This window comes from Burkholderia sp. Bp9090, from assembly GCF_003857985.1.
Classification (GTDB): domain Bacteria; phylum Pseudomonadota; class Gammaproteobacteria; order Burkholderiales; family Burkholderiaceae; genus Burkholderia.
Genome location: NZ_QTPV01000037.1, coordinates 17,160 through 40,181 on the forward strand (window position 1 = coordinate 17,160; position 23,022 = coordinate 40,181).

At 68.6% G+C, this 23,022-nt stretch carries 17 protein-coding genes; 7 read left to right on the forward strand and 10 right to left on the reverse strand.

Going from position 1 to position 23,022, the window contains the following annotated elements:
* Genes DIE16_RS26940 through DIE16_RS26950 form a run of 3 tightly spaced genes read left to right on the forward strand, consistent with a single transcriptional unit; the run spans position 1 to position 3,290 of the window.
* Positions 1-2,202 carry an FUSC family protein gene (locus DIE16_RS26940; RefSeq protein ID WP_124893736.1) on the forward strand — a complete coding sequence of 734 codons (2,202 nt, stop codon included), beginning with the start codon at positions 1-3 and terminating at the stop codon, positions 2,200-2,202.
* Positions 2,199-2,402: a DUF1656 domain-containing protein gene (locus DIE16_RS26945; RefSeq protein WP_011351756.1), complete on the forward strand. Its 204-nt coding sequence runs from the start codon at positions 2,199-2,201 to the stop codon at positions 2,400-2,402. Before DIE16_RS26940 ends, DIE16_RS26945 begins: the two co-directional genes overlap by 4 nt.
* Positions 2,403-2,414: 12 nt before the next feature.
* Complete coding sequence (locus DIE16_RS26950) at positions 2,415-3,290, forward strand: HlyD family secretion protein (RefSeq protein ID WP_044846076.1); 876 nt, start codon at positions 2,415-2,417, stop codon at positions 3,288-3,290.
* An 18-nt stretch (positions 3,291-3,308) separates the two neighbouring features.
* Here DIE16_RS26950 and DIE16_RS26955 read toward each other — a convergent pair whose 3' ends face one another.
* Positions 3,309-4,982: a methyl-accepting chemotaxis protein gene (locus tag DIE16_RS26955; RefSeq protein ID WP_124893737.1), complete on the reverse strand. Its 1,674-nt coding sequence runs from the start codon at positions 4,980-4,982 to the stop codon at positions 3,309-3,311.
* Positions 4,983-5,391: 409 nt separating this feature from the next.
* Between DIE16_RS26955 and DIE16_RS26960 the strand changes: the two genes are divergently transcribed.
* On the forward strand, positions 5,392-6,630 hold the full coding sequence (locus DIE16_RS26960; RefSeq protein ID WP_044846078.1) for an MFS transporter: 1,239 nt from the start codon (positions 5,392-5,394) through the stop codon (positions 6,628-6,630).
* 65 nt (positions 6,631-6,695) lie between these two features.
* Here DIE16_RS26960 and DIE16_RS26965 read toward each other — a convergent pair whose 3' ends face one another.
* Together DIE16_RS26965 and DIE16_RS26970 are read right to left on the reverse strand one after the other, a co-directional pair.
* Positions 6,696-7,493, reverse strand: coding sequence for a 5'-methylthioadenosine/adenosylhomocysteine nucleosidase (locus DIE16_RS26965; RefSeq protein ID WP_124893738.1), 798 nt, complete (start codon positions 7,491-7,493; stop codon positions 6,696-6,698).
* Positions 7,490-9,853, reverse strand: a complete 2,364-nt coding sequence (locus DIE16_RS26970; RefSeq protein WP_124523046.1) for a UvrD-helicase domain-containing protein — start codon at positions 9,851-9,853, stop codon at positions 7,490-7,492. Before DIE16_RS26970 ends, DIE16_RS26965 begins: the two co-directional genes overlap by 4 nt.
* A gap of 214 nt (positions 9,854-10,067) precedes the next feature.
* Between DIE16_RS26970 and DIE16_RS26980 the strand changes: the two genes are divergently transcribed.
* Together DIE16_RS26980 and galU are read left to right on the forward strand one after the other, a co-directional pair.
* Positions 10,068-12,935, forward strand: coding sequence for a valine--tRNA ligase (locus tag DIE16_RS26980; RefSeq protein ID WP_124893761.1), 2,868 nt, complete (start codon positions 10,068-10,070; stop codon positions 12,933-12,935).
* Positions 12,936-13,022: 87 nt separating this feature from the next.
* The gene (gene galU, locus DIE16_RS26985; protein ID WP_044846083.1) at positions 13,023-13,907 is read left to right on the forward strand and encodes a UTP--glucose-1-phosphate uridylyltransferase GalU; all 885 of its coding nucleotides are present in this window, start codon (positions 13,023-13,025) and stop codon (positions 13,905-13,907) included.
* A gap of 59 nt (positions 13,908-13,966) precedes the next feature.
* On the opposite strand, the gene DIE16_RS26990 is transcribed toward galU, so the two are convergent.
* The 7 genes from DIE16_RS26990 to DIE16_RS27020 form a co-directional block, all read right to left on the reverse strand.
* A complete protein-coding gene (locus DIE16_RS26990) occupies positions 13,967-14,581 on the reverse strand; it encodes a DUF4136 domain-containing protein (RefSeq protein ID WP_044846084.1) in 615 nt (204 codons plus the stop codon).
* A gap of 37 nt (positions 14,582-14,618) precedes the next feature.
* Positions 14,619-17,006 (reverse strand): CHASE2 domain-containing protein, encoded by a 2,388-nt coding sequence (locus DIE16_RS26995; protein ID WP_124893739.1) that lies wholly within the window; start codon positions 17,004-17,006, stop codon positions 14,619-14,621.
* Between the two features lie 10 nt (positions 17,007-17,016).
* On the reverse strand, positions 17,017-18,378 hold the full coding sequence (locus tag DIE16_RS27000) for a FecR domain-containing protein (protein ID WP_124893740.1): 1,362 nt from the start codon (positions 18,376-18,378) through the stop codon (positions 17,017-17,019).
* Positions 18,375-19,079, reverse strand: a complete 705-nt coding sequence (locus DIE16_RS27005; protein WP_006402120.1) for a response regulator transcription factor — start codon at positions 19,077-19,079, stop codon at positions 18,375-18,377. The genes DIE16_RS27000 and DIE16_RS27005 overlap by 4 nt, the downstream gene beginning before the upstream one ends.
* A 229-nt stretch (positions 19,080-19,308) precedes the next feature.
* Positions 19,309-19,719, reverse strand: a complete 411-nt coding sequence (locus tag DIE16_RS27010) for a peptidase (RefSeq protein ID WP_124893741.1) — start codon at positions 19,717-19,719, stop codon at positions 19,309-19,311.
* A 290-nt stretch (positions 19,720-20,009) separates the two neighbouring features.
* The gene (locus DIE16_RS27015) at positions 20,010-20,237 is read right to left on the reverse strand and encodes a sulfurtransferase TusA family protein (protein WP_006753156.1); all 228 of its coding nucleotides are present in this window, start codon (positions 20,235-20,237) and stop codon (positions 20,010-20,012) included.
* 173 nt (positions 20,238-20,410) lie between these two features.
* Positions 20,411-21,346: a LysR family transcriptional regulator gene (locus DIE16_RS27020; protein ID WP_124893742.1), complete on the reverse strand. Its 936-nt coding sequence runs from the start codon at positions 21,344-21,346 to the stop codon at positions 20,411-20,413.
* Between the two features lie 116 nt (positions 21,347-21,462).
* Between DIE16_RS27020 and DIE16_RS27025 the strand changes: the two genes are divergently transcribed.
* Entirely contained in the window at positions 21,463-22,983 is a 1,521-nt protein-coding gene (locus DIE16_RS27025) for a CoA-acylating methylmalonate-semialdehyde dehydrogenase (RefSeq protein WP_124893743.1), read from the forward strand.
* Positions 22,984-23,022: the final 39 nt, after the last annotated feature.

The following is a 23,022-nucleotide window of genomic DNA, read 5'->3' on the forward strand; positions in this document are numbered from 1 at the left end:
ATGTCAGCCTCCTCCCCCGCTTCCACGCACGCCGGCGGCGCGCTCGCGGCCTGGTACGCCGCCTTCGGCGACTGGGCCCGCAGCGACGGCGCCGCGTGGCTCTACCTGTTCAAGGCGCTGCTCGCCGCGTTCATCGCGACCGGCGTGTCGATGCGGCTCGACCTGCCGGCCCCGAAGACGGCGATGACCACGGTGTTCATCGTGATGCAGCCGCAAAGCGGCGCGGTGCTCGCGAAGAGCTTCTACCGGGTCGCCGGCACGATCTTCGGGCTGATCGCGACGCTCACGTTCGTCGGGCTGTTCCCGCAGCAGCCGCAGCTGTTCCTCTTGGCCGTCGCGCTGTGGGTCGCGCTGTGCACGGCCGGCGCCGCGCGCAACCGCAATTTCCGCAGCTACGGCTTCCTGCTCGCCGGTTACACGACCGCGCTGATCGGGCTGCCGGCATCGCAACACCCCGACGGCGCGTTCATGAGCGCGATGACGCGGGTCGCCGAGATCATGGTCGGGATCGTGTCGGCAGGCGTCGTCAGCGCGCTGGTGTTTCCGCAGTACACCGGCGAGCAGATGCGCACGACGGTGCGCAAGCGCTTCAGCAGCTTCGTCGACTACGTCGCGGCGGCACTGTCGGGCCAGCTCGACCGCGCGCACATCGAAACCATCCATACGCGCTTCGTCGCGGACGTGGTCGGCTTCGAAGCGGCGCGCAGCATGGCCGTGTTCGAGGATCCGGACACGCGGATGCGCAGCGGCCGTCTCGCGCGCCTGAACAGCGAGTTCATGAGCGTATCGAGCCGCTTCCACGCGCTGCACCAGTTGATGAACCGACTGCGCGCGGCCGGCGCGCAGGCCGCGATCGATGCGATCGAGCCGTACTTCCGCGAAATCGCGCCGCTTCTGACGCGCAACGGCGAGCCGGTGCGCTCGTCGGCCGACGCCGCGCTCGCCGCCGAACAGTTGCTCGCGTGGCGCGACGCGCTGCCGCGCCGCATCCGCGCGACGCGCGCCGCGCTCGAGACGCAGCCGGATTTCCCGCTGCTCGACTTCGACACGGCCACCGAGCTGCTGTACCGCTTCATCACGGACCTGCACGAATACGCGGCGACCTACGCGTCGCTGTCGACCGCGACGCACGAGCGCGAGCGCTGGATCGAGCGCTACGAGCCGCGCACCAACCTGACGGCGATGGTGATCGCCGCGATTCGCACCGCGACCGTGATTCTCGTGCTCGGCGCGTTCTGGATCGCGACCGCGTGGCCGAGCGGCGTGACGCTGACGCTGACGGCGGCGGCCACCTGCGCGCTCGCGTCGTCGACGCCGCGCCCGACCGCGATGTCCGCACAGATGGGCATGGGCACCGCGCTGGCCGTCTGCACGGGCTTCCTGCTGACGTTCGGCATCTACCCGCACATCGACGGCTTCCCGCTGCTGTGCGTGGCCCTCGCGCCGCTGCTCGCGATCGGCATCTTCATGACGCTGAAGCCGAAGCTCGCCGGCTACGGGATGGGCTACCTGATCTTCTTCAGCTTCCTCGCCGGCCCCGACAACATCACGCACTACGACCCGACGAGCTTCATGAACGACGCGCTCGCGCTGGTGCTGTCGATGCTCGTCTCGGCGATCGCGTTTGCGGTGCTGTTCCCGCCGACCGCGCCGTGGCTCAAGAAGCGGCTGTTCGCCGACCTGCGCCACCAGGTGGTCGCGGCGTGCCACGCACGGCTGGCCGGCTTGCGCACGCGCTTCGAGAGCGGCGCGCGCGACCTGATGTACCAGGCGCACACGCTGTCGGCCGACCAGCCCGACGTGCAGCGCGACGCGCTGCGCTGGATGTTCGCGGTGCTGGAAACGGGCAATGCCGCGCTCGACCTGCGCGCGGAGCTGGCGACGCTGCCGTCCGACCCGCGCTATGCGCCGACGACACCGTGGCGCCGCGCGATCGAGACGCTGCGCGCCGCGCTGTCCGCGCTGTTCCGCAAGCCGGACGCGGCGCGCTTCGACGCGGCGCTCGCCGCGGTCAACGCCGCGATCGACGCGACCCGGCAAACGCTCGATGCGTTCACGCCGTCGCGCGAGGAGCGCCACCGGCTGCAGCGCATCCTGAGCCATCTGCATTTCGTACGCACGGCGCTGCTCGATCCGGAATCGCCGCTCGAGCCGCTCAACCGCAACCGCCCCGTGCGTCCCCAACAAGGAGCCTCGTCATGATGCCGCGTGAAATCGCCATTCTCGATGCCTACATGCCCACGGTGGTCCTGATGTTCGTCCTGGGCGCGCTCGCGACCTGGGCCGTCGACCGCCTGCTCGCCTACACGGGCCTCTACCGTCTCGTCTGGCACCCGTCGCTGTTTCGCGCGTGCCTTCTCGTCTGCATTTGCGGCGGACTGAGTCTTGCCGTTTACCGTTGATTCCGAACCATCATGATTCTCAGAAAACTCTTCGGCTTCGTCGCGACCGCCATCATCCTTCTCGTCGCGATCCTGATCGGGCGCTCGCTGTGGGTGCACTACATGGACGATCCCTGGACGCGCGACGGGCGCGTCCGTGCCGAAATCGTCAACGTCGCACCGGACGTGTCGGGCGCGATCGTCGAGCTGCCCGTGCATGACAACCAGCTCGTGAAAAAGGGTGACCTGATCATGCAGATCGACCCGTCGCACTACCAGATCGCGGTCGAGCAGGCGCAGGCGGCCGTCGCCGCCCGCCGCGCGGAACTGCAGATGCGCCGCGACGACGCGGCCCGTCGTGCCGACCTCGACGCGCTCGTCGTGTCGAAGGAAAACCGCGAGAACGCGGCGCACAGCGCGTCGAGCGCCGATGCGCAGTACCAGCAGGCGATCGCCGCGCTCGACGCCGCGAAGCTCAACCTCGAACGCACGCGCGTGGTCGCACCGGTCGACGGCTACATCACGAACCTGCAGACGTTCAAGGGCAACTACGCGGTGGCCGGCCAGGCGAAGCTCGCGATCGTCGACAGCCATTCGTTCTGGGTCTACGGCTACTTCGAGGAAACCAAGCTGCCGCGCGTGAAGGTCGGCGCGCCGGCCGAGATGCGGCTGATGAGCGGCGGCGTGATGAAGGGCCACGTCGAGAGCATTTCGCGCGGCATCTACGATCGCGACAACCCGCAAAGCCGCGACCTCGTCGCGGACGTGAACCCGACCTTCAACTGGGTGCGCCTCGCGCAGCGCGTGCCGGTGCGCATCCGCATCGACGAGGTGCCGGCCGACGTGGTGCTGTCGGCGGGCACGACCTGCACGGTCATCATCGATCCGGACCAGCGGAAGAAGTCGTAAGCGCCGACGGCCGGACGCCTACGCCGCGATGCGAAAGCGTCCGACCAGCGACTTGAGCGCCTGCGCCTGTTCGTCGAGCGCATTCGCCGCGGCGGCCGCCTGCTCGACGAGCGCGGCGTTCTGCTGCGTGCCGGCATCCATCTGCGTGACCGCGCGGCCGATCTCGTCGATCCCGGCGCTCTGCTCGTCCGACGCCGCCGAGATCTCGCCGATGATGTCGGTCACGCGCTTGACCGCCCGCACCACGTCGTCCATCGTGCGGCCCGCATCGTGCGCGAGCGCCGCGCCGTTCGCGACGCGCTCGACCGACGCGCCGATCAGCGTACGGATCTCCTTCGCCGCGGTCGCCGCGCGCTGCGCGAGCAGCCGCACCTCGCCCGCGACCACCGAAAAACCGCGCCCCTGCTCACCCGCGCGCGCCGCCTCGACCGCCGCGTTCAACGCGAGAATGTTGGTCTGGAACGCGATCCCCTCGATCGTACCGATGATGTCGCGAATGTTCTTCGCGCTGTCGTCGATCTCGCTCATCGTCGCGACCACGCGACCGACGACTTCGCCGCCCGCCTCCGCGACGGCCGACGCATTGGCCGCGAGCGCGCTCGCCTGACGCGCGTTCTCGGCGTTCTGCCGCACGGTCGACGTGAGCTCTTCCATGCTGGCCGCGGTGCGCTCGAGCGCGACGGCCTGCTGCTCGGTGCGCCGCGACAGGTCGAGGTTGCCGGTCGAGATCTCGCCGGACGCGGCCGCGATCGCCTCGGCGCTGACGGCGATCTCGCCGACGGTCGCCGCAAGCCCGGACTGCATGTCGGACAGCGCGCGCACCATGCTGTCGCGGTCGTGCCGGCCGAGCGGAATCGGCCGCGTCAGGTCGCCGCGCGCGATGTCGGCGGCGATCGCCTTCGCCTCCGCGGGCTCGCCGCCGAGCTGCGAGGCGAGGCGGCGCACGACCCGCTCGGCGATCGCGATCGCCAGCACGATCAGCGCGGCCGTCATCGCCGCGATCATCGCGAACGACGACGAGAAGATCGTTGCGGATGCATCGAGCGTCGCCTTCGACTTCGCGCCGCGCGTCTTCACGAGCATCGCGACGAGCTTCTCGAGCTTGCCGGTCTCGACCAGCAGCGACACGTCCTGCGTGCCGACCTGCCAGTTCATCTGCGACAGGTCGAGCGGCTGCGCCTGCACGAGCGCGACGAAATCGCGCAGATGGCCGCTCCACGTGCCGACCGCCAGCGAGAATGCGCGCAGTCGCGCGGAATCGTCCGCATCGGCCGGATCCGCGTAATGCTGCAGCGTCGCGAGCGCCTGGCCGATCGACGCGAGCCCCGCGCCGACTTCGGCGCCCAGGTCGTCGCGTTCCTTCGCGGTGGTGGCGGTCAGCAGCATCTTCTGCGCGCGGCTCGCGCGCAGCACCTCGGCGCGCACTTCCTCCGCCGCCCGGCTCGCGACGTGCCCCTGCTCGTAGACCGACGCAATCGACGCGTTCAGCCGGCTGATCTGCCACAGCGAGAACACGCCGATCGCGAGCGTGCCGGCCAGCAGGATCGCGAACGCGGCGCGCAACGTCGCCTTGACGGTCCACGTCCGGCGTTCGCGCCGGGCTGCGCGCGCGTGCCGCAAGGCGGGCCTGGCGGCTGCGTCGGCCGCGGCTGTGGCCGCAACCGGCCGCGGATGCAATGAAGCTGCTTTCATCGATATTTCCCCGTATTGATCGTGCCGCCGGAAAGGTCGGTTCCGGCGGCCGGCATTCCCGCAATGGCCCGTCATGCCGCGCGTCCTGCACCCGTCCGGCTCGTGGCCGGTGCCGGGCGCGGCGCGCCTGTGTTGTCGTTGCGTCTTCTACGGCCTCGATCGGCACGCCTTGAGTCCGGACAAACACCGATCCGGTCCCGCGCGGCGCGACGAAAGGCGGACACGCCGCAGCGTTATACCCGGTCAAAAAAGGGGGCAATGGGTCGAATCGTCGTAGCAATGTCCGAATCGCGACAAAACTTGGCCGGACATTCTCGATACGCCACATTAGACTTCTTTGACGCAACAACGATTCGAACGCGCCGATCCCATCAGAGCGCGTCCCGTCACCTCAACTCGCTCAGCTCACATGGAAACCAGCCTCGATACGGGCGCCGGCACCGCCGCCGCAGCCCAGCCGTCTGCTCCACGCGCCCCGCGTACCGTCTATCCGGTGCTCGGCGCGATCAGCTTCTCGCACATGCTCAACGACATGATCCAGTCGTTGATCCTCGCGATCTATCCGATGCTCAAGAGCCAGTTCGCGCTGTCGTTCGCGCAGATCGGCCTGATCACGCTGACCTACCAGATCACCGCGTCGCTGCTGCAGCCGCTCGTCGGCCTGTATACGGACAAGCGGCCGAAGCCGTATTCGCTGCCGGTCGGGATGGGCTTCACGCTCGCGGGGCTGCTGCTGATGTCGGCCGCGCCGAACTTCGCGACGCTGCTGGCGGCGGCGGCGCTGGTCGGCTGCGGCTCGTCGGTGTTCCATCCGGAATCGTCGCGCGTCGCGCGGATGGCGTCGGGCGGCCAGCACGGGCTCGCGCAGTCGCTGTTCCAGGTCGGCGGCAACGCCGGTTCGGCACTCGGGCCGCTGCTCGCCGCGCTGGTGATCATCCCGCACGGCCAGCACAGCATCGCGTGGTTCTCGGCGGCCGCGCTCGTCGCGATGGTCGTGCTCACGCAGATCGGCCACTGGTACAAGAAGCATCCGTCGATGAAGAAGAAGGCGGCGCCGGCCGGCCATCCGACGCTGTCGCCGGGCCGCGTGCTCGCCGCGATCGGCGTGCTGGTGCTGCTGGTGTTCTCGAAGTACTTCTATCTCGCGAGCATCAACAGCTATTTCACGTTCTACCTGATCGACAAGTTCCACCTGTCGGTGCAGGCCGCGCAGATCCACCTGTTCGTGTTCCTCGCGGCGGTCGCGGCCGGCACGCTGATCGGCGGGCCGGTCGGCGACCGGATCGGCCGCAAGTACGTGATCTGGGTGTCGATCCTCGGCGTTGCGCCGTTCACGCTGCTGCTGCCGTACGCGAACCTGTTCTGGACGAGCGTGCTGAGCGTGATCATCGGCGTCGTGCTGGCGTCGGCGTTCGCCGCGATCCTCGTCTATGCGACGGAGCTGATGCCCGGCAAGGTCGGGATGGTCGCGGGCCTGTTCTTCGGCTTCGCGTTCGGCCTGGGCGGCGTGGGCGCCGCCGTGCTCGGCCAGCTCGCCGACGCGACGAGCATCACGTTCGTCTACAAGGTGTGCTCGTTCCTGCCGCTGATCGGCGTGCTGACGGTGTTCCTGCCGAACCTCGAAAGCAGCCGGCGCAAGAAGGCGTGACGAAACGGCCGTGGCTTGGGTGCCGCGGCCGGTCGATCAGCTTGAAGCGAAAATATGACGGCGGCTCAGGCCGCCGTCGTCGCATGCAACGTCAGGAACCGCTTCAGGATGCCGGACGAATAGCTGCTCGCGATCGCCGACAGGAAGTGCGAGAACGACTGCGTCGCGTGATCGTCGGCCGTATCGGAGATCGTGCGCACGATGGCGAACGGCACGTCGTGTTCGGCGCATACCTGCGCGATCGCCGCGCCTTCCATCTCGACCGCGAGCGCGTCCGGCAGCGCGTCGCGCAGCGCGACGACTTCCCGCTCGCTCGACACGAAGCGGTCGCCGCTGATGATCAGCCCGCCATGCAGCGTCCCGCCGGCGAGCCCGAAACGCGCGGCGAACTGCGCGCCCTCCTCGGCGACGAACAGCGTGCACGCGGCCTTCAGGCGGGCCGTCAGCGCCGCGTCGGTCGCGAACCGCGTGATGCCGAGCAGCGGCACCTCGTAGCGCGGAAACAGTGGCGACGCATCGAGATCGTGCTGCAGCAGCGTATCGGCGACGACGACGTCGCCGATACGCACCGTGCACGACACGCCGCCGGCGACACCGGTGAACACGACGCCGGACACGCCGAACACGTGGATCAGCGCACTGACGGTGGCGGAGGCCGCGACCTTGCCGACCCGCGCGAGCGTGACGACGCAGGCCGCGCCGTGCACGGTGCCGACGTGGTAATCGCGGCGGCCGAGCGTGATCGTCTTCATCACGCCGTCGGCGCGCATCGCGGCGATCAGGTCGCCGAGCTCCTCGGGCAGCGCGGCCAGAATGCCGAGCGGACGCGTCGATACCGTTTCAACCATGTCGATGCTCATCATTCCACCGCCTGCAGTTTCGCGACCGCCAGCGCGAGCCACTTCTCGCCGTGCCGCTTGAACTTCACCTGCGCCTTCGCATCGGCGCCGTTGCCTTCGAGCGCGGTGACCGTGCCCTCGCCGAACTTGGTATGGAAGACCTGCTGGCCGACGCGGAACCCGGTGTCGGCCGCGCGCTGCTTGTTCGCGAAGGCCGGCAGCGGCGCGGTGACCGCCGCGTCGACCACCTGCTCGCGGCTGCCGCCGCCCGGCCGCGCGAACCAGTCGCGCCCCCAGCCGGCATTGTCCGAGCGGCCGCCCCAGCGCGAGCCAGCCTCGACCTTCGGCGTGAGCCACTTCAGCACGTGCTCCGGCAGTTCGTCGAAGAAGCGCGAGCGCACGTTGTAGCGCGTCTGGCCGTGCAGCATCCGGCTCTGCGCGAACGACAGGTAGAGCCGCTCCTTCGCGCGCGTGATCGCGACGTACATCAGCCGGCGCTCTTCCTCGAGGCCGTCCGATTCGAGCACGCTGTTCTCGTGCGGGAACAGCCCTTCCTCGAGGCCGGTGATGAACACGGCCGAGAATTCGAGGCCCTTCGCCGCGTGCACCGTCATCAGCTGCACCGCGTCCTGGCCGGCCTGTGCCTGGTTGTCGCCGGCCTCCAGCGATGCGTGCGACAGGAAACCCGCGAGCGGCGTCATCGTGTCGGGATTCTGCGCGGGATCGCCGAGCGGCGCCGGGTCGAGCACGTCGACCGACGGATCGCCTGCGTCCACGCCGAGCTCCGGCGCCGCGATCGCACCCGCGCGCAGCGGAATCGAGCGGGCCGGTGCGTCGAGCCCGTAGCCTTCCTCGCTGACGAACGCGGTGGCCGCGTTCACGAGTTCCTGCAGGTTCTCGAGGCGGTCCTGGCCTTCGCGCTCGCCCTGGTAGAAATCGGCGAGGCCGCTCGCGCGCACGACGTATTCGACCGTCTCAGGCAGGCTCATCTGCTGCGTCTCGGCGCGCATCTTCGCGATCAGCGTTGCGAACGCGCCGAGGCTCGTGCCGGCCTTGCCGGTCACGTACGGAATCGCGGCGGCCATCGAGCAGTCGTACAGGCGCGCGGCGTCCGCGAGCTGCTCGATCGAGCGCGCGCCGATCCCGCGCGTCGGGAAATTCACGACGCGCACGAACGCGGTGTCGTCGTTCGGATTGTCGATCAGCCGCAGGTACGCGAGCGCGTGCTTCACTTCCTGGCGCTCGAAGAAGCGCAGGCCGCCGTACACGCGATACGGAATGCCCGACGTCATCAGCGTGTGCTCGATCGCGCGCGACTGCGCGTTGCTGCGATACAGGACGGCCACCTCGCTGCGCGACATCCCGGTGTTGATCAGCGAGCGGATCTCCTCGACGATCCAGCCGGCTTCCTGCGCATCGGTGCTCGCCTCGTACACGCGCACGGGCTCGCCATGGCCGGCGTCGGTGCGCAGGTTCTTGCCGAGGCGATGCGCGTTGTTCGAGATCAGCTGGTTCGCCGCATCGAGGATGTTGCCGTGCGACCGGTAGTTCTGCTCGAGCTTGATCAGGTTGCGCACGCGGAATTCGTCTTCGAAGTCGCGCATGTTGCCGACGTTCGCGCCGCGGAACGCGTAGATCGACTGGTCGTCGTCGCCGACCGCGAAGATCGCGTTCTCGCCGCCCGCGAGCATCTTGAGCCACGCGTACTGCAGCTTGTTGGTGTCCTGGAACTCGTCGACGAGGATGTGCCTGAAACGCGCCTGGTAGTGCGCGCGCAGCGGCGCGTTGTACGCGAGCAGCTCGTAGCAGCGCAGCAGCAGCTCGGGGAAATCGACGACGCCCTCGCGCTGGCACTGCTGGTCGTACGCCTGGTACAGCTCGACGAACTTGCGGTTGAAGTTGTCGGACGCGTCGACCTTGTCGGGCCGCAGCCCCTGCTCTTTCGCGTTGTTGATGAAGTACTGGACGTTCTTCGGCGGGTATTTCTCGTCGTCGACGTTCGCCGCCTTCATCAGCCGCTTGATCGCCGACAGCTGGTCGGCCGTGTCGAGGATCTGGAAGGTCTGCGGCAGGCCGGCGTCGCGCCAGTGCGTGCGCAGCATCCGGTTGCACAGCCCGTGGAACGTGCCGATCCACATCCCGCGCGTGTCGATCGGCATCATCGCCGACAGCCGCGCCATCATCTCGCGCGCGGCCTTGTTCGTGAAGGTGACGGCGAGCACGGTGGCCGGCGATGCGTAGCCCTGCTGGATCAGCCACGCGATACGCGTGATCAGCACGCGGGTCTTGCCGCTGCCCGCCCCCGCGAGGATCAGCGCCGGTTCGTTCGGCAGCGTGACGGCGGCGTATTGTTCAGGGTTCAGATTGGCGAGCAGATCGGGCATGGAGCGGCAGCGGACGTGCGAGAAAAATGCGGACCCGCCATTATAAGTCGGCCGCGCGATGCCGTTTCCGATCCGATGTGCCGCGGGCCGTCGCCCGCGCTGCACGCCCCTTGCGACCCGCCCGCGCGGGCAAGCGATGGCTGGCCGATGTGCATCCATTTATAATTGTCAGATTCGGCATCCAATTCACGCATTTTTCGGCAGATTTCCAACCATGAGCGACAGCACGCTTGCGAAGAGTTTCGAGCCCCACACCATCGAGTCCCAATGGGGGCCGGAGTGGGAAAAACGCGGCTATGCCGCCCCGGCATTCGACCCGGCGCGCCCCGATTTCGCGATCCAGCTGCCGCCGCCGAACGTCACCGGCACGCTGCACATGGGCCACGCGTTCAACCAGACGATCATGGACGGCCTCGCCCGCTACCACCGGATGCTCGGCGAGAACACGCTGTGGGTGCCCGGCACCGACCACGCGGGGATCGCGACCCAGATCGTCGTCGAGCGCCAGCTCGACGCGCAGGGCGTATCGCGCCATGACCTCGGCCGCGAGAAGTTCGTCGAGCGCGTGTGGGAGTGGAAGCAGCAGTCCGGCTCGACGATCACGGGCCAGGTGCGCCGCCTCGGCGCGTCGACCGACTGGTCGCGCGAATATTTCACGATGGACGACAAGATGTCGGCCGCCGTGCGCGACGTGTTCGTCACGCTCTACGAACAGGGCCTGATCTACCGCGGCAAGCGCCTCGTGAACTGGGATCCGGTGCTGCTCACCGCGGTGTCGGATCTCGAAGTCGCGAGCGAGGAGGAAAACGGCCACCTGTGGCACATCCGCTACCCGCTCGTCGACGGTTCGGGCTCGCTGACCGTCGCGACCACGCGTCCGGAAACGATGCTCGGCGACGTCGCGCTGATGGTCCACCCGGAAGACGAGCGCTACGCGCACCTGATCGGCAAGCTCGTCACGCTGCCGCTGACGGGCCGCGAGATCCCGGTGATCGCCGACGACTACGTCGATCGCGAGTTCGGCACGGGCGTCGTGAAGGTCACGCCCGCGCACGACTTCAACGACTACCAGGTCGGCCTGCGCCACAACCTCGCGCCGATCGAGATCCTCACGCTCGACGCGAAGATCAACGACAACGGCCCCGCGCAGTATCGCGGCCTCGACCGCTTCGACGCGCGCCGTGCGATCGTCGCCGACCTCGATGCGGAGGGCTTCCTCGACTCCGTGAAGCCGCACAAGCTGATGGTGCCGCGCGGCGACCGCACGGGCGTCGTTATCGAGCCGATGCTGACCGACCAGTGGTTCGTCGCGATGACGAAGCCGGCGCCGGAAGGCACGTTCAACCCGGGCAAGTCGATCACCGAAACGTCGCTCGACGTCGTGCGCAGCGGCCAGATCAAGTTCGTGCCGGAAAACTGGACGACCACCTACTACCAGTGGCTCGAGAACATCCAGGACTGGTGCATCTCGCGCCAGCTGTGGTGGGGCCACCAGATTCCCGCCTGGTACGGCGAGAACGGCGAGGTGTTCGTCGCGCGCAACGAGGAAGAGGCGCGCGCGCAGGCCACCGCGAAGGGCTACACCGGTGCGCTGAAGCGCGACGAGGACGTGCTCGACACGTGGTTCTCGTCGGCGCTCGTGCCGTTCTCGTCGCTCGGCTGGCCGAACGAAACGCCTGAACTGCAGCACTTCCTGCCGTCGTCGGTGCTCGTCACCGGCTTCGACATCATCTTCTTCTGGGTCGCCCGGATGGTGATGATGACGACGCACTTCACCGGCAAGGTGCCGTTCCACACCGTCTACGTGCACGGTCTCGTGCGCGACGCGGAAGGCCAGAAGATGTCGAAGAGCAAGGGCAACACGCTCGACCCGATCGACATCGTCGACGGCATCGACCTCGAAACGCTGGTCGCGAAGCGCACGACCGGCCTGATGAACCCGAAGCAGGCCGCGACCATCGAGAAGAAGACGCGCAAGGAATTCCCGGACGGCATCGCCGCGTTCGGCACCGACGCGCTGCGCTTCACGATGGCGTCGATGGCGACGCTCGGCCGCAACGTGAACTTCGACCTCGCGCGCTGCGAAGGCTATCGCAACTTCTGCAACAAGCTGTGGAACGCGACGCGCTTCGTGCTGATGAACTGCGAAGGCCACGACTGCGGCGCCGACAAGCCGGAAGTGTGCGGCGCGGGCGACTGCGGCCCCGGCGGCTACCTCGACTTCTCGGCGGCCGACCGCTGGATCGTGTCGCTCCTGCAGCGCACCGAGGCCGACATCGCGAAGGGCTTCGCCGATTACCGCTTCGACAACATCGCGACCAGCATCTACAAGTTCGTGTGGGACGAGTACTGCGACTGGTACCTCGAACTCGCGAAGGTGCAGATCCAGAACGGCACGCCGGAACAGCAGCGCGCGACGCGCCGCACGCTGCTGCGCGTGCTGGAAACGGTGCTGCGCCTCGCGCACCCGATCATCCCGTTCATCACCGAAGCGCTCTGGCAGAAGGTCGCGCCGCTCGCCGGCCGTTATCCGCAAGGCCAGGCCGAGGGCGAAGCGTCGCTGATGACGCAGGCGTATCCGGTCGCGAACCTGCAGAAGATCGACGAGGCGTCCGAACAATGGGCGGCCGACCTGAAGGCGATCGTCGACGCATGCCGCAACCTGCGCGGCGAGATGAACCTGTCGCCGGCGACCAAGGTGCCGCTGCTCGCGGCCGGCGATGCCGAGCGCCTGCGCTCGTTCGCGCCGTACGTGCAAGCGCTCGCGCGCCTGTCGGAAGTGCAGATCCTGGCCGACGAAGCGACCCTCGACAAGGAAGCGCACGGCGCGCCGATCGCGATCGTGGGCCCGAACAAGCTGGTGCTGAAGGTGGAAATCGACGTCGCGGCCGAACGCGAGCGCCTGTCGAAGGAAATCGCGCGCCTGACGGGCGAGATCGCGAAGTGCAATGCGAAGCTCGGCAACGAGGCGTTCGTCGCGAAAGCCCCGCCGGCCGTGGTCGAGCAGGAGCAGAAGCGCGTCGCCGAATTCCAGAGCACGCTGGAAAAACTGCGCGCTCAGCTCGATCGGTTGCCTGCGTAACAAACGGTAAGGTCGTTTGCGTTCACTATAATCGGAACGTGAACATAGGCTGTCTGACAAGTCGATTACAGGAATAAAGGTTCGATCATGTTGAAAGTCACCAAGGCGGTATTCCCCGTTGCCGGTCTCGGCACGCGGTTCCTCCCGGCAACGAAGGCGAGCCCGAAGGAAATGCTGCCCGTCGTCGACAAGCCGCTGATCCAGTACGCAGTCGAGGAAGCGATCGCCGCGGGCATCACCGAGATGATCTTCGTGACCGGGCGCAGCAAGCGCGCGATCGAGGATCACTTCGACAAGTCGTACGAGGTCGAGGCCGAACTCGAGGCGCGCGGCAAGGAGAAGCTGCTCGAGCTCGTGCGCAGCATCAAGCCGAGCCATGTCGACTGCTTCTACGTGCGCCAGCCGGAAGCGCTCGGCCTCGGCCATGCGGTGCTGTGCGCGGAGAAGCTCGTCGCCGACAATCCGTTCGCGGTGATCCTCGCCGACGACCTGCTCGACGGCAACCCGCCCGTGATGAAGCAGATGGTCGACGTGTTCGACCACTATCACAGCTCGGTGATCGGCGTGGAAGAGATCCCGCCGTCGGAGACGAAGTCGTACGGCATCGTCGACGGCAAGGAGTGGGAAGAGTCGATCGTCAAGATGTCGGCGATCGTCGAGAAACCGGAGCCGGAAGTCGCGCCGTCGAACCTCGGCGTGGTCGGCCGCTACATCCTGAAGCCGCGGATCTTCGAACACCTGCGTGCGCTGAAGCCGGGCGCGGGCGGCGAGCTGCAGCTCACCGACGCGATCCAGGCGCTGCTCGCCGACGAACAGGTGCTGGCCTACAAGTACCAGGGCACGCGCTATGACTGCGGCAGCAAGCTCGGCTACCTGAAGGCGACGGTCGAGTTCGCGCTGCGCCACCCGGAAGTCGGCACCGACTTCGACGCGTACCTGCGCGCGCGCGGCAACGGGCAACCGGCTGCCTGAACGCGGCACGGGCCGGCCTCGCCTCCCCGGCGGGCCGCCCTCGCCTCACGGCCGGCGCGTCAGCGCGTGACGGCCGGCTTCACCGAGACGACGCCCGGCATTGCGCCCGCGTCGTCTTTTTTCGTCTTCACGAGCCAGCCGTCACCCTGCTCGAACGGCAGCTTCGCGAGCGCGCTCTTCACGAGCGTCGGCGCGGCCTGCTGCGTGAGCGCATCGCGATCGCGCAGCGACGCCGACACGCGATAGACGTCGACGCCCGTCTTCGCATCGACGAAACGCAGCGTCAGCACGTGGCGGTACACCTTGCCCGCGAACGGCAGCGCGAACGGCGCCGGTCCGTCGACGGTCACGCACGCGCTGCTTGCCGCGCCGCACTGGTCGGCCGTCGCCGCGACCGACGCCGGCTGCGTCGCATACGCGATCGACAGCCGGTAGCGCGCGGCCTGGCCAGGCTGCGCGTCGAAGCCGCGCTGCGCGAGCTCGTCGTGCACGAGCGTCTCGATCTGCCGGTATTCGGCATCGTCGGCCTGAGCGGCCGTGCGAACGAAATCGTAGCCGTGCGCACCGGATGCGAACGCATTCGGCTGCCCGAGCGCGCTCACGCCGGTCGTGACGCCGGCGCAACCCGTCAACAGCGACGCCGCCAGCGCGGCCGCTGCCCATTCCTTTCTCATGACTTCCCCCAAATGCCTGCCGTCGTGCCCGGCCCTGTCAGGCGGACGGCTCGTCGATCGCGGGCAGCGACACCGTCACCGCGGTGCCGACACCCACTTCGCTGTCGACCGTCACGCTGCCGCCGTGGCGCGTGACGACCGTCTTCACGAATGCCATGCCGAGCCCGGAGCCCGAGATTTCGGGCCGCTCGCCGGCATGGAACCGCTTGAAACGCTCGAACAGATGCTGCAGATCTTCCGGCGCGATGCCGTACCCCTGATCGCGAATCGTACAGAAGATCCGCTTCGATGCATGCTCGACCGACAGCGTACACGCGATCACCGTGTCGGACGGACTGTATTTGACTGCGTTGTTCAGCAGGTTGACGAACGCGCGTGTGATCAGCGAGCGGTCGGCGCGCGTCCAGCACATGTCGGCCCCGACGTCGGTCTCGATGCGGATGCGCTTTGCCTGCGCCTGCGGCCAGACTTCGTCGCTCGCGTCGATCAGCACGTCGACCAGGCTCGTCGGTTCGAGCTGGTACGCCTGCGACTCCGCGCGCGCCAGCTGCACGAACTCGTCGGCGAGCGACAGCGCACGGTGCGCATAGCGCTCGATCCGCGCGAGCAGCCCGCGCATCGCGTCGGTTTCGACGCGATCGCGCTCGATCTCGACGAGCGCGAGGATCGACGACTGCGGCGAGCGCATGTCGTGCGACAGCAGGTGCAGCGCCTCCTCGCGCTGCCGCTCGGCCGCGTGCAGCTCGGTCACGTCGACCAGACCGGCGATCCAGCCCGTCACGCGGCCCTGCGCGTTCGTACACGGGGCGTAGCGTAACAGATGGTCGAGCCCGTCGCGATCGCGCACCTCGATGCCGCGCGCCATCGCTTCGTCTTCGGCCCCGAGCGTCGGGTCGAGCGCGTCCGGCCAGTGTGCGCGGATCGTGACGTCGTGTTCGGCGTTGCCGTCGACGGTCTTCATGAAGGTCAGCTCGCCGAGCGCGGCGCGCAGCGGCCGCCCTTCCGGCACCGGCAGCGCGAGCCGCGAACCGTAGCGCTTCGCCGCATGGTTCGCGATCAGCACGGTGCCGGCCAGGTCGGTGACGAAGATCGGCTCCGGCATGCTGTCGAGGCTGTCCCACACGAAGCGCTTCATGTCCTGCACGCGCTGCGCGGCCTGCGCCATCAGCGCCATCTGCCGTTCGAGCACGTCGCCGCCGACGCTGCGCGTGCGCGGCGCCTCGGGCAGCAGGTGCGGCTCATCGGCGAGCCGCTGCAGCTCGCGGCGCAGGTACGACATCGTCATTTCCAGGCGCCGCCAGTTCCAGATCGGGTAGACGGCGACCAGCCCGAAGATGGCCGGCGCGGGCGACAGCCACACGCGCGCCTCGAACAGCAGCGCCAGGCTCGCGACGACGGCCAGCGCGGCCAGGCTCAGCGTCAGCAGCAGCGCGCGCCACGGCGACAGCATCAGGAAGCCGCCCAGCAGCACGGCGAGCGGCAGCAGCGATGCGGCGAAGAGTCCGGCACGCGATGCAGGCAGGATCGCGCTGCCAGTCGTCAGCATGTCGAGCACGTTCGCATGGATGTACACGCCGGCGAGCGGACCGAAGTCGCCCGACACCGGCGTCGCGAAGCGGTCGTAGAGGCCCGACGCCGTCACGCCGACGACGACGATCTTGCCGCGCAGCGCGTCGGGTTTCACGCGCCCTTCGAGCACGTCGTCGAACGACAGCGTCGGATACGCGGGCGTGTTGCGGCTGAACGGAATCAGGTAGCGGCCGTCGCCGGTCGCGTCGCGCGACAGGTCGTGCGCTTGCGCGCCGGGCGTGCCGCCGACCGGATGCAGCCGGCCGGCCTGGATCGCACGATAGACGGGCACCATCAGCTGCGGCCAGCGCACGCGGCCGTCGCTTTCGAACAGCGCGACGCTACGCACGATGCCGTCGGGATCGACTTCGAGATTGATGTGGCCAAGTCCCATCGTGCGTGCCGACAGCTCCGCCACCGGCGGATCGACGGTGCGCGTGCCGTCCGCCTGTTCGGGGCTCAGCAAGACGGGCAGGAAGGTCGGCACACGGGCCATGGCGTCGGCGAACGCGCGATCCTCCGGCGACTGCTCGGTAAACAGCACGTCGTAGACGACCGCGGCCGGCTGCGCACGCGCCAGCGTGTCGAGCAGCCGCGCGTGCACGCTGCGCGACCACGGCCAGCGGCCGAGTGCGGACACGCTCTGGTTGTCGATGTCGACGACGACGACGTCGGGCGACAGCGGCAGGCTGCGCAGCATCAGCAGCCGGTCGTAGATCAGCCCGTCGACGCTCGACGACAGCCGGCCGAGCGCGCACGCGAGAATCACCGCGATCCCGAGGCAGCCGATCGCGATCCACTCGATCAGGAAGCGGCGGCCGAGGCGCCGCCGCGGGGAAACGGAGTCGGTTTTCATGCGCCGCGGGTCAGCGCGACAACGTGAACGCGCTGACCGGACTCGTCTTCTGATAGAACTTGCCGCCCTCGAACTCCTCGACCGTCACCGCCCAGTAGTAGTCGCCGGGCGGAAGGTGGGAGACCGTGATCCGGCGCGCCTTCAGGCCCATCTGGTCGACGACCGGCGCGCTCAGGTCCTTCGAGCGCGACAGCACGAACCGATAACGCGCGTCCTTGGCCGCGTCGTTCGGCGCCCAGCGGAACTCGTAGCCGTCCGGGCCGGGCGACGCGCTCGCATCGAGCCCCATCAGGCGCCGCTCGAACGCGTAAATGTGCGGCATGCCTTCGAGGCCGTTGTCGTCGATCGCGGAAATCCGGACGAAGTACGTGCCGTTCGGCACCTCGCGGAACACCGCACGCGACGAGACCGTGCGCGTTTCGCTGAACAGTTCGAGCATGCCCGCGTCGCGCGCGAGTTGCAGGTGATAGGCATGCGCATGCTCGAGCGGCGCGACGTCGAACGTGAGGTCGGGCTCGTCCTGCACCTTGTCCGGATGCGTGAGCGCGGGCGCCGGCAGCAGCTGCACGGGTGCGCCGACCGCGCCGGACGACGTCGTGACGCTGCCGAAGTTCGCATGCACGAGCGTCGGGTCGGCCGGCTGCTGCTTGCCCGCGACGCCGACGGTGCCGTCGAGCACCTCGACACGCGTCGCCGCGTTGCCGGCGGCGTCGTAGTTCACGCGGAACCGCGTGCCGCGCACGCCGGCCACGACCGACGGCGAGCGGATCTGGAAGCGGTCGTCGCGCTTCTTCAGATGCGTGACCTCGCTGTCGACCGAGCCGCGCGTGAGCTCGAACTCGCGATCGAGCGTGCCGGTCAGCACGGTACGGCGCAAGGTCTTCAGGTCGAGCTGGCTGTCGGGCGGCAGGCTCATATGCGTGCCGTCGGCCAGTTCGAGCGTCAGGAAGCCGTTCGCGCCCGTGCGCACGCGGTCGCCCTCGGTCAGCGTCGCATCGTTCGCGAGCGGCGCGTACGCGCCGCCGGACGCGCGCTCGGCCGTGCCCTGCACCGCGACGACGCGCGCGGTCAGCTTTTCCTTGCGCAGCCGCGCGGCCGGCAGCTTCAGCGCGATGTCGGGCTGGAGGTGTTTCGGCGCGGGCACGCCGTTGATCCGTTGCAGCAACTGCCAGTCGTCCGGGCCCTGCAGGTAGCGCGCGGCGACGTCGTACAGCGTGTCGCCGGCATGCGTGCGGTAGACGACCATCTTGCCCGCGGCAGCGCTCGGCTGCGCGACGGCCTGCTGCGCCGCGAACGCAAACGCGACCGCGCACGCCGCATGCAGTGCCGCCGTGCGCAGGCTCGCCGTGCGCTGCGTGATGCGCCGGGTCACTCCGGCTCTCCCTGGCCGACCCGCTCGAGCCGGTAGCCGTAGCCGTAGATCGGCGCGAGGCGATAGCCGTTTTCCGGCCGCAGGCCGAGCTTCGTGCGCAGCATCGAGATGTGCGTGTCCATCGTGCGCGACGGGATGTCGGTCGCCTGCTTCCACACGAGATCGAGAATGTGCGCGCGCGACAGCGGCCGGTCGAGGTGCTGGAACAGCAGCAGCGCGAGCTCGAATTCCTTCTGCGTGAGGCTCACGGCCTTGTCGCCGACATACGCCTGCTTCAGGTTCACGTCGAAGCGGAACTGGTCGAACTCGCGAACGGTCGCCTCCGCGTTGACCGGATACGCGCGGCGCAGCAGCGAGCCGATGCGCGCGCGCAGGATCGGGCCCGACACGGGCTTGACCACGTAATCGTCCGCGCCGGCGTTGAGGATCTGCGTGATCCCCGCCTCGTCGTCGCGGCTCGTCATGAAGATGATCGGCAGGCTGTGCTCGGTCTGGTTCGCACGCACCCACTTGAGCACTTCCTCGCCGGACATGTCGGGCACGTTCCAGTCGAGCACGAGCAGATCGAACGTCTCGCGCTGCAGACGCTTCTTCAGGGCCTTGCCTTCCTTGAACGCATAGCACGTGTGGCCGGCGGCCGTCAGCGTTTGACTGACGAAATCCGTCTGGGCCGGATCATCATCCAGTACAGCAATTCTCATAGCACCCCGCAAATCGAAATCGATTCGTCCAGTTCAGCTCCCCGCACTCATCCCGCCGCGCAACATGCGCGCGGCGTCCGACACCGGCCGGCGAGCCGTCGTTTGCCGAGCGCGCAACCTGCGCGATACGGCGCCCCGGCAACCCATCTCAAAAACAGGGCACGGACGAACCGGCGATTTCATCATAGTAGTATGAAATTCGCCAAGAAATTGCGCGGACTACGGTCCTTTATTCGAATAATCCTTCCCGTCGCGCAACTGGCGGCGCTTCCGGCTGGCCCAGCGTGGGCTGCCCCAGCATCCGCTCCAGCTGGCTGCGCACGCGCTCCCACGCCGGCGCCGCATAGTCGGGCTGGCTCGCCGCCCACGCCTGCGCGAGATCGAGCACGCGCCCGATCGTCGCGCCGCAATACGTGAAGCCCGTGCCGTCGTCCCGCGCGGCGCCGCGCAGCCGTTCGTCGAGCGATTCGGCCAGCCACGGCATCTCGGCCGCCGCCGAATCGGCATACGCCTCGAGCGCGGCACGCGCGTGGCGATCCCGTTGCGGGTCGAGCTCGATCCGGCTCAACCCCGCCGCACGTGCGGGCGCGATGCATTCCGCTGCGGACGGACTTCGAATGGTCCCTGGTCTGAAGGACATGTCCTCTCCCCGTTTGTACGACGGCAGCGTCAGGCATGGCCCCCGTGCCCGCCTCGTATGACGTACCGTGGCCGGTGCATTCATCCGAGACGGACGACCGGCCGGGTCAGTATACGCAGCCGGTCGTGCGGCGAGGTTTAAGAATTGTCAGAGGCGTCAGACGAGCGCTTTCCCATGGAACAGGCGCCTGGGCGAGGGTCTGTGCTGGCGCTCGTGTCGCGCCGTTGGCGCGGCGGACCGCAGCGGGCGGTGCGCGAGCGGGCGCCGCAAGGGGCGCGAGATGCGGGCCGTCAGCGGCGGCGCATCAGGAACACGAAGGTCTTGTCCTGGGTCGTCACTTCGACGATCTCGTTGCCCGTCTGCTTCGCGAACGCGGCGAAATCGCGCTGCGAACCCGGATCGGTCGCGAGCACCTTGAGGATCTGCCCGCTCTCCATATCGGCGAGCGCTTTCTTGGCGCGCAGGATCGGCAACGGGCAATTGAGCCCGCGCGCGTCCACTTCCTTGTGAATCTGCATCGGCTGTCGACCTTCGAATGACGCGCCACACGGGCGCGGGAGGAAGCGGCGATTTTACCGCAGCGCGGCCGCCCCTGCCCGCGCGGCCCGGGCCCGGCCGCGCAACGCGGCGCGCCCGCGCTCGGCACGCGCTCGGCACGCGCTCGTCATGCCAAGCGCCCGCCGAGCGCCCGTCAGGCGCCCGCGAACCCGCCCGCGAGCCGCTCGCGCAGGTGCCGCACGAGCGCGCGCACCGCGCTCGGCACGACCGGGCTGTACGGCCGCAGCGCGAAGATGTGGTCGCCGAACGCGCCCGACGGCCGCCAGCCGTCCAGCAGCGCGACGAGCCGGCCGGCGTCGAGATCGCGCTGCGCGCTGAAATCCGGCAGCAGCGCGATGCCGAGCCCGCCGAGCGCGGCCTCGCGCATCGCCTCGCTGTTGTTGGCCGCGAAGCTGCCGCGCACCGGCACGCTCACGCGCTGGCGCCGCCGGCCGTCCGGCTCGAAGCTCCAGGCGGCCGGTTCGTTGTCGCGCAGGTAGCACAGGCAGCTGTGGTCGACGAGTTCGCTCGGGTGGCGCGGCGCACCGCGCGCGTCGAGGTAGTCGCGGCTCGCGACCAGCAGCGAACGCGTGTCGCACAGCTTCCACGCGACGTGGGTTTGCGGCGCGGTCGTCGTATGGCGGATCGCGAGGTCGAAGCCCTCCTGCGTCAGCGAATGCAGCCGGTCGGACAGGTCGAGTTCGATGTGCACGCCCGGGTGCTGCCGCAGGAAATCGGGCAGGTGCGGCACGACCTGCTGGCGCCCGAGCGCGACCGGCGCCGTCACCCGCAGCAGCCCGCGCGGCTCGCCGGCGAGCTCCTTCACGCGCGCGAAGTGCTGGCCGATCGATTCGAACGCGTCGCGCGTGCTGTCGACCAGCGTCTGCCCGGCGTCGGTGAGCCGCACGCTGCGCGTCGTGCGCCGCACGAGCGGCACGCCGGCCGCCTTCTCGAGATCGGCGATGCGCTGGCTCATCGCGGCCTTGCTGATGCCGAGCCGCTGCGCGGCGGCCGTGAAACTGCCGGCCGCGGCGAGGACCGTCAGCGAGTGGATATGCGGCCAGAGCGCCTGGACATTTTGCTGATTCATCCGCCGATTATTCAGAATTCTGAACAGTGAATCAAGCTGCGCGGCCTTCTCCCGCCCCGCCGCTTTGCCTAGACTAGGTTCCGTCCACTCCCCATTCCCATGCCCAGGAGACACGCATGACCACGGTTCCCGCCTATACGTCCGACGCCGACGTCGGCCACTACATCGACGGCGCGCCCGTCGCCGGCCGCAGCGGCCGCTTCCAGGACGTCTTCAATCCGGCGCTCGGCCGCGCGGTGCGCCGCGTCGCGCTCGCCGGCGACGACGAAGTGCAGCGCGCCGTCGCGTCCGCCCGTGCGGCGTTCCCGGCCTGGGCCGACACGCCGCCGATCCGCCGCGCCCGCGTGCTGCACCGCTTCCTGCAGTTGATGAACGAACACCGCGACACGCTGGCCGCCATCATCACGGCCGAGCACGGCAAGGTGTTCTCGGATGCGCAGGGCGAAGTCGCGCGCGGCATCGACATCATCGAATTCGCATGCGGCGTGCCGCAACTGCTGAAGGGCGACTTCACCGAGCAGGTCAGCACCGGCATCGACAACTGGACGATGCGCCAGCCGCTCGGCGTCGTCGCGGGTATCACGCCGTTCAACTTCCCGTGCATGGTGCCGTGCTGGATGTTCCCGGTCGCGCTCGCGACGGGCAACACGTTCGTGCTGAAGCCGAGCGAACGCGACCCGTCGGCGGCGCTGTTCATCGCCGACCTGCTCACGCAGGCGGGCCTGCCCGCCGGCGTGTTCAACGTCGTGCAAGGCGACAAGGGCGCGGTCGACGCGCTCCTCGACCACCCGGACGTGCAGGCCGTCAGCTTCGTCGGCTCGACGCCGATCGCGGCCTACGTGCAGCAGCGCGCGGTGCAGTCGGGCAAGCGCGTGCAGGCGCTCGGCGGCGCGAAGAACCATCTCGTCGTGATGCCGGACGCGAACATCGAGCAGGCGGTCGACGCGCTGATCGGCGCCGCGTACGGCTCGGCCGGCGAGCGCTGCATGGCGATCAGCATCGCGGTGCTGGTCGGCGACGTGGCCGACAAGATCGTGCCGTTGGTGGCCGAGCGCGCGCGCAAGCTGGTGATCGGCGACGGGATGTCGCCGGAAGTCGAGATGGGACCGATCGTCACCGGCGACGCGCTCAAGCGCATCGAAGGTTATATCGGGCAAGGCGTCAGCGAAGGCGCGCAACTGGTGGTCGACGGCCGCGGGCTGCGCGTGCCGGGCCGCGAGGAAGGCTTCTTCACCGGCGGCACGCTGTTCGATCACGTGAGCCCCGACATGCGCATCTACAAGGAAGAGATCTTCGGGCCGGTGCTCGGCTGCGTGCGCGTGAAGGACTTCGGCGCAGCGGTCGACCTGATCAACGCACACGAATTCGGCAACGGCGTCGCATGCTTCACGAGCGACGGCGGCATCGCGCGCGAATTCGCGCGGCGCATCCAGGTCGGCATGGTCGGCATCAACGTGCCGATCCCGGTGCCGATGGCCTGGCACGGCTTCGGCGGCTGGAAGAAGAGCCTGTTCGGCGACATGCACGCGTACGGCGAGGAAGGCGTGCGCTTCTACACGCGCCAGAAGTCGGTGATGCAGCGCTGGGCGTCGAGCATCGGCAAGGGCGCCGAATTCGCGATGCCGACCGCGAAGTAAGCGGGGTCGACGTGCCGCCCGGCGATGGAATGCGCGGGC